Source organism: Brevundimonas sp. FV1ye29L, from assembly GCF_058681095.1.
This window is the reverse complement of record NZ_CM178730.1, coordinates 2,746,862-2,760,830: the sequence shown is the minus strand read 5'-3', so window position 1 is coordinate 2,760,830 and position 13,969 is coordinate 2,746,862. Positions and strand designations below refer to the sequence as shown.

12 protein-coding genes are annotated in these 13,969 nt (G+C 67.7%); 7 read left to right on the top strand and 5 right to left on the bottom strand.

Annotated features, from left to right (window positions below):
• Nucleotides 1-338: 338 nt before the first annotated feature.
• Entirely contained in the window at nucleotides 339-3,422 is a 3,084-nt protein-coding gene (locus tag ACW17W_RS13500; RefSeq protein WP_492077413.1) for an efflux RND transporter permease subunit, read from the bottom strand.
• 9 nt (nucleotides 3,423-3,431) lie between these two features.
• The gene (locus tag ACW17W_RS13495) at nucleotides 3,432-4,625 is read right to left on the bottom strand and encodes an efflux RND transporter periplasmic adaptor subunit (RefSeq protein WP_492077412.1); all 1,194 of its coding nucleotides are present in this window, start codon (nucleotides 4,623-4,625) and stop codon (nucleotides 3,432-3,434) included.
• 203 nt (nucleotides 4,626-4,828) lie between these two features.
• Here ACW17W_RS13495 and lepA point away from each other — a divergent pair, with 203 nt between their 5' ends.
• Entirely contained in the window at nucleotides 4,829-6,637 is a 1,809-nt protein-coding gene (lepA, locus tag ACW17W_RS13490; protein WP_492077411.1) for a translation elongation factor 4, read from the top strand.
• Between the two features lie 193 nt (nucleotides 6,638-6,830).
• On the opposite strand, the gene ACW17W_RS13485 is transcribed toward lepA, so the two are convergent.
• Nucleotides 6,831-7,025, bottom strand: a complete 195-nt coding sequence (locus ACW17W_RS13485; protein WP_492077410.1) for a hypothetical protein — start codon at nucleotides 7,023-7,025, stop codon at nucleotides 6,831-6,833.
• 146 nt (nucleotides 7,026-7,171) lie between these two features.
• Here ACW17W_RS13485 and ACW17W_RS13480 point away from each other — a divergent pair, with 146 nt between their 5' ends.
• On the top strand, nucleotides 7,172-7,951 hold the full coding sequence (locus ACW17W_RS13480) for an EAL domain-containing protein (RefSeq protein ID WP_492077409.1): 780 nt from the start codon (nucleotides 7,172-7,174) through the stop codon (nucleotides 7,949-7,951).
• A 5-nt stretch (nucleotides 7,952-7,956) separates the two neighbouring features.
• On the opposite strand, the gene ACW17W_RS13475 is transcribed toward ACW17W_RS13480, so the two are convergent.
• Complete coding sequence (locus ACW17W_RS13475) at nucleotides 7,957-8,880, bottom strand: HNH endonuclease (RefSeq protein WP_492077408.1); 924 nt, start codon at nucleotides 8,878-8,880, stop codon at nucleotides 7,957-7,959.
• 291 nt (nucleotides 8,881-9,171) lie between these two features.
• Between ACW17W_RS13475 and ACW17W_RS13470 the strand changes: the two genes are divergently transcribed.
• Both ACW17W_RS13470 and ACW17W_RS13465 read left to right on the top strand, forming a co-directional pair.
• Nucleotides 9,172-9,780 carry a hypothetical protein gene (locus tag ACW17W_RS13470; protein ID WP_492077407.1) on the top strand — a complete coding sequence of 203 codons (609 nt, stop codon included), beginning with the start codon at nucleotides 9,172-9,174 and terminating at the stop codon, nucleotides 9,778-9,780.
• 159 nt (nucleotides 9,781-9,939) lie between these two features.
• Nucleotides 9,940-10,647, top strand: a complete 708-nt coding sequence (locus tag ACW17W_RS13465; protein ID WP_492077406.1) for a hypothetical protein — start codon at nucleotides 9,940-9,942, stop codon at nucleotides 10,645-10,647.
• On the opposite strand, the gene ACW17W_RS13460 is transcribed toward ACW17W_RS13465, so the two are convergent.
• Nucleotides 10,648-11,508, bottom strand: coding sequence for a hypothetical protein (locus tag ACW17W_RS13460; RefSeq protein WP_492077405.1), 861 nt, complete (start codon nucleotides 11,506-11,508; stop codon nucleotides 10,648-10,650).
• 187 nt (nucleotides 11,509-11,695) lie between these two features.
• Here ACW17W_RS13460 and ACW17W_RS13455 point away from each other — a divergent pair, with 187 nt between their 5' ends.
• From ACW17W_RS13455 to ACW17W_RS13445, 3 genes are all read left to right on the top strand, one after another.
• Entirely contained in the window at nucleotides 11,696-12,283 is a 588-nt protein-coding gene (locus ACW17W_RS13455) for an OmpA family protein (protein WP_492077404.1), read from the top strand.
• Between the two features lie 84 nt (nucleotides 12,284-12,367).
• Complete coding sequence (locus ACW17W_RS13450; protein ID WP_492077403.1) at nucleotides 12,368-13,195, top strand: SseB family protein; 828 nt, start codon at nucleotides 12,368-12,370, stop codon at nucleotides 13,193-13,195.
• 11 nt (nucleotides 13,196-13,206) lie between these two features.
• Entirely contained in the window at nucleotides 13,207-13,965 is a 759-nt protein-coding gene (locus tag ACW17W_RS13445) for an NYN domain-containing protein (RefSeq protein ID WP_492077402.1), read from the top strand.
• The last annotated feature ends 4 nt before the right edge of the window (nucleotides 13,966-13,969 follow it).

Sequence of the window (13,969 nt, the reverse complement as noted above, 5' to 3'; positions counted from 1 at the left end):
CACCCCGACAAGAGGGTGAACTGGAAGCCGGCCGGGGGCGACCCCGGCCGGCTTTTTCTTTGATGGCGCATGGCGGATCGATGTCCCTCGACCCCAGCCCCACCCGGCACCGAAATGCGTACCGTGAGGCGGCCGATCGGGCGCGGCAGGCGCGCCGATCTCCCGGATGTTGTGGCGATGCCCCCGCTACAAGATGACAGGGCGCCCTGGGGGCGGGCAGGAAGGCGCTCTCACCGCCGGGGGTCAGGCCCACCCGGAAGTGAGGAGGCGCCAATGCGTGGCTCAGGCTCCGGAACGATGCTGGAGCGAAGCCTGAGCCCGGTCCGAGAGCCTGCCGATCAGCTGACTTCGCTTCGCGGCGCCCCGGGGTGAGCGCGCTGGCCGGCAAACCGCTTGCCCAGTCGGCGACGTCCCCAGCCCGAGATGTCGTCAATTATGGTGAAGATCGGCGGGATGAACAGCAGCGACAGGAAGGTGGAGGAGATCAGACCCCCCACCACCGCAATGGCCATCGGCTGACGGAACTCGACATCGGCGCCCCAGCCCACGGCCACCGGCAGCATGCCCGCGCCCATGGCGAAGGTGGTCATCAGGATCGGCCGGGCCCGTTTGTGCGCCGCGTCCATGATGGCCTCGAGCCTGGACTGGCCCTCCTGTTCGGCGATGATGATGTAGTCCACCAGCAGGATGGAGTTCTTCGCGGCGATCCCCATCAGCATCAACACCCCGATCAGGGACGAGATCGAGAAGCTGGAGCCGCCGATCATCAGGGCCACGAAGGCGCCGCCAATCGCCAGCGGCAGTGAGGCCATGATGGTGATCGGATAGGCGAAGCTTTTGAACAGCAAAACCAGAACCGCATACATCAGCATCACGCCGGTGCCGAAGGCGACGGCGAACCCGGTGATCATTTCCTGGATGAATTCCTCGTCGCCGGCGGGAACCTGCCGCACGCCGGCGGGCAGATTCTGGACCGTCGGCAGCTTGCTGACCGCAGTGGCGGCCTCGCCGCTGCGAATGCCGTCCAGTTCGGCCGAGATGGTGGCCACGCGGGATCGATCCTGACGCAGCACCTGTGACGGGCCTGCGCCGAAACGGATGTCGGCCACCGCGCTCAGGGGCACGGCGGTCCCCATGTCGGTTGGCACCCGCAGGTTCTCGAGCACGGACAGATCCTCGCGGGCGTCGCGGGTCAGGCGCAGCCGGATCGGCACCTGACGGTCGCCCAGATTGTATTTGGGCAGGTTCTGGTCGACGTCGCCGATGGTGGCGACGCGCACGGCCTGGGAGATGGCGCTGGTCGAGACGCCCATCAGGGCGGCCTGGTCCGGGCGCGGGGTCACGAGGATTTCGGGACGGGCGATGGCGGCGGTATTGACCACATTGGCCAGACCCGGAACGGTGCGCATCTCGGCCTCGACCTTGCGGGCCGCAGCGGTCAGGGTTGCGCCGTTGTCGCTGAGAATGGCGAAGCGATAGCTGGTGCCGTCGCTCGGACCGCCGCCCTGCTGGGCGACGCCCGCGCCGATCCGGGCGCCGGGAATGGGCTTCCAGCTGTCGACCATGACACGGGCGAACTGCTGCTGGCTAAGGTCACGATCGCCCTTGTCGGTCAGATCGGCATAGACATTGGCCTGGTTGACCTCCTGCCCTCCAATGGAGGCATAGACCGAGGTCACTTCCGGACGGGCGCGCAGGTCGCGGGTGATGCGCTGGACCACGGCGTCGGTCTGGGCCAGCGTGGCCCCCGGCGGCAGTTCGACCGAGAAGCCGGCCCGGCCCACGTCGCCGCTGGCCAGGAACTCGAACGGCACCTTGGTGGCGAGGAATCCGCAGCCAAGGAACAGGATTGTGCCCATGAGAAACACCTTCCAGCGGTTCCGTAGACTCCAGCCCAGCCCCTTCAGATAGCCGGACATCCAGAACGGGTCCTTGTCCTCATGCTCATGGTGTTTGAGCAGATAGGCGGCCATCAGCGGGGTCAGCGTTCGCGCCACCACCAGAGAGAAGGCGACAGAGATACAGGCCGCCAGGGCGAAGGCCTTGAAGAACTGGCCGATGATCCCCGGCATGACGCCCACGGGGGCGAAGACGGCGATGATGGTTGCAGTCGTGGCGACGACGGCCAGGCCGATCTCGTCGGCCGCCTCCATCGAGGCGCTGTAGGGCGACTTCCCGTTCCGCATGTGGCGGACGATGTTCTCGATCTCGACGATGGCGTCATCGACCAGAATGCCGATGGTCAGCGACAGGGCCAGCAGGCTGATGCCGTTCAGCGACTGGCCCAGCGGCTCCAGGACCAGGAAGGTCGGGATCAGCGACATCGGGATGGCCGTGGCGGTGATGAAGGTGGCGCGCCAGTCGCGCAGGAAGATGAAGACCACGACCACGGCCAGCACAGCCCCCAGCAGCAGTGCCTCCAGCGAAGCGATATAGCTCTCCTCGATCTGTTCGACGCTGGCGGTGACCTGACGGATCGCCAGCTCGGGGTGGTCCTCATCGATCTTGGCGACGGCCTCGCGCACCCGTTCGGCGATCTTGACCTCCGACGCCGTACGCGAGCGCAGGAAGTTGAAGGTGATGGCCTCCTGCCCGTTGTAGCGGGCCAGACGGCGCGGTTCGGACCAGTGGTCCTCGACCCGGCCCAGATCGCCCAGCCGCACGGAGCGTCCGCCGGGCAGGGGCACCAGGGTCTCACGCAGGGCCTCGATCGAGGTGGCGGCCCCCAGGGTGCGGATCGACCGCTCGGAGCCGGAAATGGTCACCCGCCCGCCGGGCTGGTCGGAGTTGACGCTGGTCAGGGACTGGCTGACGGCGGCAGCCGTCAGGCCGTAGGAAGCCAGCCGGTCCGGATCCAGCTCGACGGCGATCTCGCGATCCACGCCGCCGCCGCGATTGACCTGGCCAACGCCCTTGATGGCCAGCAGGGTGCGGCTGACGTCATTGTCGACGAACCAACTGATCTCCTCCGGCGTCATGGTCTCGGAGCTGATGACCCAGGTGATCAGGGCGTCGCCGGTGATGTCGATGCGCTGGACCGAGGGTTCCTGCATGTCCTGCGGCAGGTCAGCGCGCAGCCCGCTCATGGCGTTGCGCACGTCGTTGGTGGCGCGTTCGGTGTCCGTGCCCAGTTCGAACTCGATCGTGGTCGAGGAGACCCCGTCGGTGATCTGGGAGTTGATGTGGCGCACGCCCGACAGGCCCGCCAGCGAGTCCTCGATCAGGCGTGTGACCTGGACCTCCATTTCGCTGGGCGCCGCGCCCGGCCGCACGGCCGTGACCGCCACCAGCGGGAAGTCGATGTCAGGATTATTGTTGATCCGCATGCTCAGGAAGCTGAGCACCCCGCCGATGGTCAGCAGGGTGAACAGCAGGATGATCGGGATCGGATTCTTGATCGACCAAGAGGAGATGTTTTTCATGACCGGGCTCTAGCGCGCGGCCGGAGCAGCGGGGGCCGGAGCAGCCGGGGTCGCCGCAGCGGGCGCGGCGCCGGAGACCGTCACCCGATCGCCGTCACCGAGGAAGCCGGCGCCGTCCACCACCACCCGCGTCCCCGCCTGAAGGCCTTCGACCGAGGTCCGACCCTGGCTGCGCGACAGCACGGTCACCGGCTGGAATCGGACATGATTGTCGGCGGTCAGGACGAAGACGCCCGAACGGTTCTCGCGATACAGCACCGAGCCCGTCGGAACGGTAATGGCGGGCTGGGCCCCCACGTCGATCTGCGCCCGGGCGAACATGCCGGGGCGGAAGCCGCCGCCGCCGTTCAGGGCGATGCGGGCGACGCCGAGACGGCTTGTGGCATTGACCTCGGGGGTGACGATCCGCACGCGGCCGGTGGCTTCGCCCACCTGATCCGAGGACACAGTCGCTGTCTGTCCGGCGCGGACGAGGGACAGTTCCGTCTCAGGCACCTGGGCATCCAGCTCCAGGCGGCCGTCGCGGACCATGCGGAACATTTCGGTTCCCGCGCCGACGATCTGGCCCCGGGTCACGCTGCGGCTGATGATCAGGCCGGACACCGGGGCGCGCAGGGTCGCCTGCGCCAGTCGCGTCCGGGTCTCGGACAGGGCGGCGCGAGAGGCGGCCACGCCCGCAGTCGTCGCCCTCTGGTTGGCCAGGGCGTTGTCCAGCGACGCCTGGGACAGGAAGCCCTTTTCCTTCAGCTCCTGCGCCCGCTCCAGGGCGGCGGCGTCGCGCGCGGCGCTGGCTTCGGCCGATTGCAAGGCCGCCTGCTGTTGCTGAAGCTGGGCGCGCAGCAGGGCGTCGTTCAACTGCACCAGAGGCTGGCCCTGGCGCACGTAAGAGCCCTCGTCCACCAGAACAGCGGTGGCCGTCAGTCCCCCGGTCTCGGCGCCCACGGGCACCTCTTCCCAGGCCGAGACGGTGCCGGAGGCAGTGACAATCCGGGGCTGGCTGGTCAGGGCGGCGACGGACACGGTGACGGTCTGGCCGGCCGCGCCGGCGCGCGCTTCGGCCTTCTCCGCCTCGACCGCCTTTTCGCCGCCGCCGCAGGCCGCCAGAACCAGCGCCGCCGTCGCGAGCAGTCCGGCCTTCATCAGGCCCGCGCGCACGAGATCGGCCCGCACCGGTTTGGCCCGTATCAGGGTCTTTGTCGCCACTTGGAACAGTCCTGTCGCTGAGCCCGTCGTCGAGGGGCGGGGTCGAGGCGCGTCGAGCACCGGGAGGTTGCCGCTCAATACAGCGTTCGCGCGTCGTTCTCAAATGCCCCGGTTCGCCATTAACGCAATGTAATCCGCCGCCGGGTCCGGAGGGCGGCGCTTCATTGGCGTTCGCCGCCCCTCCGTGCTAACCGCCCGGCCTGATGACGACGCCCCCCATTGACCGAATCCGCAACTTCTCCGTGGTCGCCCATATCGACCACGGAAAATCCACCCTCTCTGACCGGTTGATACAATTCACCGGCGGGCTGACGGCGCGCGAGATGAGTGCGCAGGTGCTCGACAATATGGAGATCGAGAAGGAGCGGGGGATCACGATCAAGGCCCAGACGGTCCGGCTTCATTACAAGGCGGCTGACGGGCTGGACTATGTGCTCAACCTTATGGACACGCCCGGGCACGTGGACTTCGCCTATGAGGTCAGCCGGTCGCTGGCGGCGTGCGAGGGCAGCCTGCTGGTCGTGGACGCGTCGCAGGGCGTGGAGGCGCAGACGCTGGCCAACGTCTATCAGGCGATCGACAACAATCACGAAATTGTCCCGGTCCTGAACAAGATCGACCTGCCGGCGGCCGAGCCCGAGCGGGTCAGGCAACAGATCGAGGACGTCATCGGCATCGACGCCAGTGACGCCGTCCTGTGCAGCGCCAAGTCCGGCCTCGGCATAGAGGACGTGCTGGAGGCCATCGTCACCCGCCTGCCGGCGCCGAAGGGCGACCCGGACGCCCCGCTGAAAGCCATGCTGGTCGACGCCTGGTACGACCCCTATCTGGGCGTCGTGCTGCTGGTGCGCGTCTTCGACGGCGTGCTGAAGGCCGGGCAGCGCATCAAGATGATGCAGCACGGCACGACCCATCTGGTCGACCGCGTCGGCGTCTTCCTGCCCAAGAACACCCCGGTCGACCAGCTGGGCCCGGGCGAGGTCGGCTTCATCACCGCCCAGATCAAGGAGGTGGCCCAGGCCGCCGTCGGCGACACCATCACCGACGAAAAGAAACCCACGGCCGAACCGCTGAAGGGGTTCAAGGAGGTCCAGTCGGTGGTCTTCTGCGGCCTGTTCCCGGTCGACGCCGCCGATTTCGAGGACCTGCGCGCCGCCATCGGCAAGCTGCGGCTGAACGACGCCTCCTTTACCTATGAGATGGAATCCAGCGCCGCCCTGGGCTTCGGCTTCCGCTGCGGCTTCCTGGGTCTGCTGCATCTGGAGATCATCCAGGAGCGGCTGTCCCGCGAGTTCAACCTCGACCTGATCGCCACCGCCCCGTCGGTGGTCTACAAGATCCAGCTGCGCGACGGGACCGAGATCGACCTGCACAACCCGGCCGACCTGCCCGATGTGATGCAGATCGAATCCATCGCCGAGCCGTGGATCAAGGCCACCATCCTGACCCCCGACGACTATCTGGGCAGCGTCATCAAGCTGTGTCAGGACCGCCGCGGCTCACAGGTCGAACTGTCCTATGTCGGCAGCCGCGCCCTGGTGGTCTATGAGCTGCCGCTGAACGAGGTCGTCTTCGACTTCTATGACCGGCTGAAATCGATCTCGAAGGGCTACGCCAGCTTCGACTACGAGATCACCGACTACAAGGTCGGCGACCTGGTCAAGATGAGCATCCTCGTCAACGCCGAGCCGGTCGACGCCCTGTCGATGCTGGTGCACCGCGCCCGCGCCGAGACGCGCGGCCGGGGCATGGTCGAGAAGATGAAGGAGCTGATCCCGCCCCATATGTTCGTCATCCCGATCCAGGCGGCCATCGGCGGCAAGATCATCGCCCGCGAAACCGTCCGCGCCCTGCGCAAGGACGTGACCAGCAAATGCTACGGCGGCGACGCGACGCGGAAGAAGAAGCTGCTGGAGAAGCAGAAGGCCGGCAAGAAGCGGATGCGCCAGTTCGGCAAGGTCGAGATCCCGCAGGAGGCCTTCATCGCGGCCCTGAAGATGGATGAGGATTGAGGGCGTTCAACAGGCGATGACGTCGAGGTAGCGGTCAAGATTCCGGGCGATCTGCTGGATGGCGGCGTCACGGGTGATCAGCGGCACACGAAGCACCCGGGCGGTGGCGAAATGCCGTCACGGTCAAAGGCAGGCTGTCGGTCACCAGCCAGAACAGGGCGTGGGTATCCAGCAGAGCCCCCACGTGGGGATGTCAGGGCCTGGGCCGAGGCGCCGCCGGCGGCTTTTCCCCGGCGACCTGTTCGAAGATCGGACGGGTCAGATCGATGTCGCGCTTCAGCGTCAGCCGGCCCTTCAATGCGCCGAGGCCGCGCACCTCGACCACGCGCCCTGTCTGCGGATCGCGGACGGTGCGCGAAGGCGATGACAGGGGGGCGGTGTGGGTCATAACGGGAACATAACATACCCCGACCTCTCCGCCATCGGGCGCCCGGCGGACCACTCCTCCGCCCCCTCCCACACCCCTCCGCACACCCCACAGAATTTTTAACCCCTTCAAGCAACACTGGGATCAGTATTGCAAGCGAGCGTTCCATGTCCTGTACGGCCTGTCGTGACGGCGCGGGATTCGACATCCCGATCACCATGGCGTTCCAGCCGATCGTCGACGTCGACCGGCGCACGGTCTTTGCGCATGAGGCCCTGGTGCGCGGGGCCGACGGCGGGAGCGCCGCACAGGTGCTGGCGGCCGTCTCGGACGCCAACCGCTACGCCTTCGACCAGCTGTGCCGCTCCACCGCCATCGAACAGGCGGCGGTGCTGGACCTGACGGCCGACGGGGCCGGGCTGTCGATCAACTTCCTGCCCAATGCCGTCTATGAGCCCCGGGCCTGTATCCGCGTCACGCTGGAGGCGGCGATGCGCACCGGCCTGCCGACCGAGGCCGTCATCTTCGAGTTCACCGAGAACGAGACGATCGACACCGCCCACCTGCTGAACATCCTGCGCGCCTATCGGGCCATGGGCTTCCGCACCGCCATCGACGACTTCGGCGCCGGCTATGCCGGTCTGGGCCTGCTGACCAAATTCCAGCCCGACATCGTCAAGCTGGACATGGATCTGGTGCGCGGCATCGACGCCGACCCGGTCAAACGCGCCGTCGTGCGCCACACCCTGAACCTGCTGACCGATCTGGGCGTCCAGCCGGTGTGCGAGGGGGTGGAGACGGCGGCGGAATACCGCGTCCTGCACGATCTGGGCGTCACCCTGATGCAGGGGTATCTGTTCGCCCGCCCGGTGCTGAACGGTCTGGCCGAGGTGGTCTGGCCGGAGGACGCGGCCGGGGCGGCGGCGGGGGTTCGTGCGGCGGGGTGAGGGGCTCAGCTAACGTAGCGTTCCCGATGCCGGACAAGGTACTTGGGATTCGGCCAGTCACGCTTGTTTTTTGGAAGTCGAATCCGCTCCATTTGATGCTGAAAAAGCCCGCGAAGAGGCTCTGGCACTCGATTGTGGGCGACCAGTAATTGGTAGTCGTCCGTCAACGAAATCAGGTGGCGGTCGAACAGCCAATGAACCGTGCCGGAGAGAGCCAAGCCATTTTGAATGGTATCAGGGCCGCCATGTTCGACGGGCCAAACGTGTGCTGCCTGAACTTCCGACCGCCCACCGCCATTGATAATTCGCAGGCCGGTGATGGCGCATGTGTCGTCGTAAGCCCGACACACCACCCGCCTGAAGTTGGCGTCTCTCACCTTCTTGTTGATGATCGAGGTTTCGATACGACGAACAAATCCGGCCTCGTCCAAGGAGAGGTCGCCGACGGCCGGCATTTCGTCAGCGCCCGTTCCGGTGGGCCAATAGCGCCGCAGGCTTTCTGGCATCAGGGTGCCGCCGATGCCGGCAGCTACAATGGAGCCAAAATCCTGATCCGAAATCAGCCTTAGGGATTTGCCCTGAGCGTACTGCCCTACGAGACTAGGATTGGGTATGTTGCGGAAACCAGCTTCCCAATACCGCCCCTCGGGAGCGCCTGAAAAAGAAACGGGCGGGTCGAACTGGATGAATTCGGTCACGTTGGCGTAGGCGTGTCCGGGTTGTTCCTCGTCGGGCAGAACAGATACGACCCGTGCTGCTCCGATATATGCTCTTCTGCCGCCGTTGCGCTGCGTCTCTCGATAGAGAATCCAATCGCCCTCAACCGCGAGCGCAACTTCCATATACGGTCGAGTAGAGGGGAAATGATATCGCTCAGCCGGAGTGTCGTTGTAGCCAGAGCCCGGTTTTAGATCGAAGACGCCCTTCACTTGTCGGTTCCGCTTTCGCCTTGGGTCACGATGGTTCGGAGACTTCATCACGATGAGTTCTTACGCCATCGCCATTGAATCCCCACGGGACTAGGAGGCGAAGCTAGCCCGTAAAACGGTCAAAGCGGAAGGTTCTGTTTTATCGTCCAGACCAACCCGGCGATTTGACCGATCAGGCATATGACCATCCCGGCGATTAGCAGGTTTTCTACCCAGTCTCGCTTCATGTGCCCCCCTATCAGCCGTTTTCAACCTATCCTGGTATTTCCCATTTGGATATAGCTAGCGGTCATGAGAGTCCTGATCGCCTGTGAGTACAGCGGCACGGTCCGCAACGCATTCCTCGAACGAGGACACGACGCATGGTCGTGCGACCTGCTGCCGAGCGAGGACGGCTCTAATCGCCATATCATCGGTGATGCGCGCGATCTGCTGAATGACGGGTGGGACCTGTTGATGGTCGCCCATCCGCCCTGCACCCGGCTATGCAACTCTGGGGTGCGCTGGCTCAGCGTACCGCCGCCCGGAAAGACCAAGGAACAGATGTGGGCGGAGTTGGACGAGGGGGCCGCCCTGTTCTCCGACTTCTGGAACGCGCCGATCGATCGCATCGCGATCGAGAACCCGGTCATGCACAAACACGCCAAGGCCCGGATCGCGAATTTCGAGGACTTCGCCCAGAGCATCCAGCCTTGGCAGTTCGGTCATGGGGAAACCAAACGCACCTGTCTGTGGCTGAAGAACTTACCGCCGTTGGTTCCCACAGATGTAGTCGAGGGGCGCGACCCGAGAGTTCACCACATGCCGCCGTCGCCGGATCGCTGGAAGGAGCGGTCGCGGTTCTTTCCCGGAATCGCGAGGGCGATGGCGCACCAATGGAGCCTAGCAGCGGGGGTGTGACGCCCGCTCTGGTCAAGCACCGCCTGCATTTCCCACCGATGGAAAAAATCCTCTGCCCGCCCTGGTCCGGCCCTCGGCGATAATCCCCGCATGGGACCGAGCGGACTGAAAACACGGGCGAAGGCGCCGGGGCATTACCGGCTGTCGACCGAGACCTGGATGACCATTCTGGAGGAGTACCAACAGGGGGCGACCTCGACCCTGCTGGCCGCCAAATGGCGGGTGTCGGAGCATGCGCTGAGGAAGCGGATCACCGACCACAAGGCCACCAAACGGGACTGCGGCGACGCCCGGGCGCGGGCGGCGGCCGAGGCGTGGGAGGCGGAGATGGCGGCCGCGCGGGCGTCCCTGCCGCCCCTGACCCCGCCCGAGGAGGGCGTCGAGGCGGCGGCGGATGCGCCGACGCTGAGCCGGCGGGCCCTGCGCGGGGTGGCGCGGGCGCTGGATCAGGGGCGGCTGGAGGAGGCGCGGGCGCTGGGGGCGCTGGCGGCCTCTCTGGGGCGGATCCCGGAACTGCAGGGGGATCGGGTGAGCTGGGCCGACTATGCCCGGACGGTGATGGCGCCGCATGAGGCCCTGAGCCTGAGTCTGGAGGGGGAGGAGGCGGAGATCGACCCTCATCCGGCCAAGGTCGAGCTGTGGCGGCGGCTGACGGGATCGACCGAGACCGAGGTCTGGAAGGTCAAACAGGCCGCCCGGATGATGCAGATCGACGGTCTGGCCGAGACGATGCGGGCCAATCGACAGCAGGCGGAGGCGAAGGCGAGCAGGCCGGAGTTCAGCCCCCGGGTTCAGGCTTCGCTGCGGGCCGTGAAGGCCGAAATCGCGACCCTGCCGCCGGTGAATTGGGACGACATCCGTTTGTGATCACCGCCGCCCCGCCCCGGTCAGGTCGGACCAGCGCCACTGACCCGTCCCCAGGGCGACGGCGGGGGCGGCGGGGCCGTCGGCGAGGGTGAGCAGGACCAGGCCGCGCATGGGCTGGCGGCGGCAGGCGGGCGGGGCGAAGGCGACCTCGACGGCGATGGCCTGACGCACCCCGGCCAGACCCTCTCCGGCCTCTCCCGTCGCGCGCAGCCAGGCGCCGTTCCACAACAGGGGGGGGCGGCCGGGGGGCAGGTCGCGGCGGGCGCGGATCAGTCCGGCGTGGATGTCGGGGTCGTCGCGCAGGGCCTGCTGGAGCCGGGCGATCATGTCGCAGTCGCCGCCGGAGCCCGGGCCTGAGCCCGCGCCGGGTCCTGAGCCCGCTCCCGCTCCCGATCCCGCCCCCGCGCCGGCGATGGCGGCGCCGGCCAGCTCTGCGGCGCCGACCGTGACGGCGGCGGGGCCGGCCGGGAGGGCCGCGGGACCGGGCGTCAGGGCGGGGCTGGCGCGGATCGCGGGGACCTCGGGCGGGGCGGGGACGGGGGGCCGGGCGCGGACCGGAGAGGCCGGGGGGCGAGGCGTAGGGGTCGGGGCTGCAGCGGCGGCGGCGGGCCCGGCCTGCGGCGCGGGGTCAGGCGCCGGCTCAGGCGCGGGGGCGGGAAGACGGGGGGCGAAGGCGATCAGATCGACCCGAACCGGCGGGGGCGCAGCGGTCCGGGGCGGCGGCGCGCGGACCGGAAGGGTCAGGACGGCCAGCGCGGCCAGGTGGGCCGTGAGGCTGAGCGGCAGGCCGAGCCAGAGACGGCGTTGCTGTCGGGTGTTCGTCGATCTTTGATCGCCGGAACGGAAGGTGGATCCGTGCATTCGGCTGGAACATCACGCCCCGATGTCAGCAAAGGGGCAGGGTGAGGTCAGTCGTGATGAGAGGTTTGCTTATGGTGAAGCTGACATGATCCGGCCCGATACCGGTCATCACGGCGCCTTTCCTGACGGTCTGACTGATAATTCGCGCAATGGACGGGGGTCGCGCCCCGCCGACATGGAGATATTGATGACCCGCTTTACACTGCGTACGGCCAGACTCAGGACGGCCGTGATGGCCGGTTCGGTGCTCGCCCTCGGCTTTGCGGCCTCGGGCTGCGCCAGCCACAAATTCGTCAGGGAGAACGTCGCCGTCGTCGACGCCCGCGTGGATGCGACCGACCAGCGCGTGGCCCGCGTCGAGGGCACGGCCGGCGAGGCCCTGCAGCGCGCCACCGATGCGCACAAGCTGGCGGAGGGCAAGTTCCTGTATCAGGTCGTGCTGTCGGACGATTCGGTGAAATTCCCGGTCGATGAGCGCAGCCTGTCGCCCGAGGCCGAGCAGCGTCTGGCCGAGCTGGCCCAGAGGCTGAAGGCGGAGAACCGCAATGTCTATCTGGAGATCCAGGGTCATACCGACGCCACCGGATCGCCCGGGCACAATGAACAGCTGGGCGAGCAGCGGGCCGAGGCGGTGCGCCGCTATCTGAGCCGCGGCGGCATCGCCCTGAACCGGATGTCGACGATCTCCTATGGCGCGGACGCGCCGGTGGCGCCGAACGACACCCGCGAGGGCCGGGCCCAGAACCGGCGCGTGGCCATCGTGGTCCTGAGCTGAAGATGCGGCGGCCGCTTCGGATGAGGCGGCCGCCGGTCGTGACTTTGATTTGACCTTGGCCGCGCGCTCCGCGATGGATCGGACATGACCGACGCGACGCCCCGACCGACCTATCTGACCGCTCCGATGGAGCAGACCGCCGATCCCGCCCTGACGGGGCTGGAACAGGTGATCGAGGCGGCGATGGCCGATCCTGTCCACTGGCGGGCGTTCGAGGCCCTGTTGCCGCGGGTCGATCTGTATATCTCGCCCGAGGGGGAGACGGCCAGGCGGGTCGCGGCGGGCGGCGACGGCATGCGGACCCTGAGGCCCGACGAACAGCTGGAGCTGCGCGGCATCCAGCTGGACGACGGACGGACAGCGGCGGCGGCCTTTACCGATCCGGCGCGGCTGACGGCCCTGTGGGAGGGCGACCTGCCGGTGATCGGCATGAACGCCCTGGCTCTGCTGAAGCTGTGGCGCGACCGGCCGGTGATGTTGAACCCCGGCGCCCCGCGCGCCCTGTTGTTCCAGGTCGAGGACGTGGCCGCCCTGATCGCGGCGGGCGAGGCCCATGCGGCGGCGGCGGCGGGGGGGGCGGCTTCGGGCGGAACCCGGCCCGTCGGCCCCTCCAGCGGCAAGGTGGCCCTGAGCCCGCCCGAGCGGAGCCCGGAACTGCTGGTCCAGAGACTGGTGCAGGCGTTCGGCCCCGTGGGCGGAAGCGGCGTGACGGCGGCTTGGCTGGCGCGCGCTCGCTGGGAGGAGACGGGCCAGCAGGGCTGGTTCCTCGACTTCAGGACCAGCCGACCCTCAGACGAGATCCGCGCCATGGTGCAGCGGGCGGTGACCGGGGTCAGCTTCGGCGACGAGACGCTGGACGTGTCGGTGGCGCCGTCGGGCGGCGCCGACGGCGTCGGCCTGCGGTTCGTCTAGGGATTATCGACATGGCTCGCCCGGACGCCCCGAACCGCCCCGACGCCCCGCTGCGGCTGGCCGTGCTGATCGACGCCGAGAACGCCTCGTCGCGCATCGCCGAGGTGCTGTTCACCGAAATCGCCACCCTGGGCGAGGCCAGCGCGCGGCGCATCTATGGCGACGCGGCCAGTCCGGCGCTGAAGGGCTGGACCGATGTGCTGGCCCGCTGGGCGATCCAGTGGCAGCAGAATTTCCAGCACACCAAGGGCAAGAACTCGGGCGACATCGCCCTGGTCATCGATGCGATGGACCTGCTGCATTCGGGGCGGTTCGACGGCTTCTGTCTGGTGTCGTCGGACAGCGATTTCACCCGACTGGCCTCGCGCATCCGCGAGGAGGGGGTCGATGTCTATGGCTTCGGCGAGCGAAAGACGCCCGAGAGCTTCCGTCAGGCCTGCACCCGCTTCATCTATACCGAGAACCTGACCGCGCCGGTCGCGGCCACGGCGGCCGGGGCAGCGCCCGGCGTTCCGGCCGAACCGGTCGCGGGCCGCCGCAAACCGTCCGAGGCCGGCCCCCTGATCCGCACCGCCATCGGCGACATGGATGAGGACGGCGACGGCTGGGTGCCGGTCGGCGGCATCGGCAACCGGTTGCGCAACGCCTATCCCGACTTTGACCAGCGCAGCTATGGCCACGCCAAACTGTCCGACCTGATCCGCGCCACGGGCGCCTTCGACGTCCAGGTCGGGGCCGGAGGGGCGATGCGGGTGCGGGCGAAACGGTAGGGGC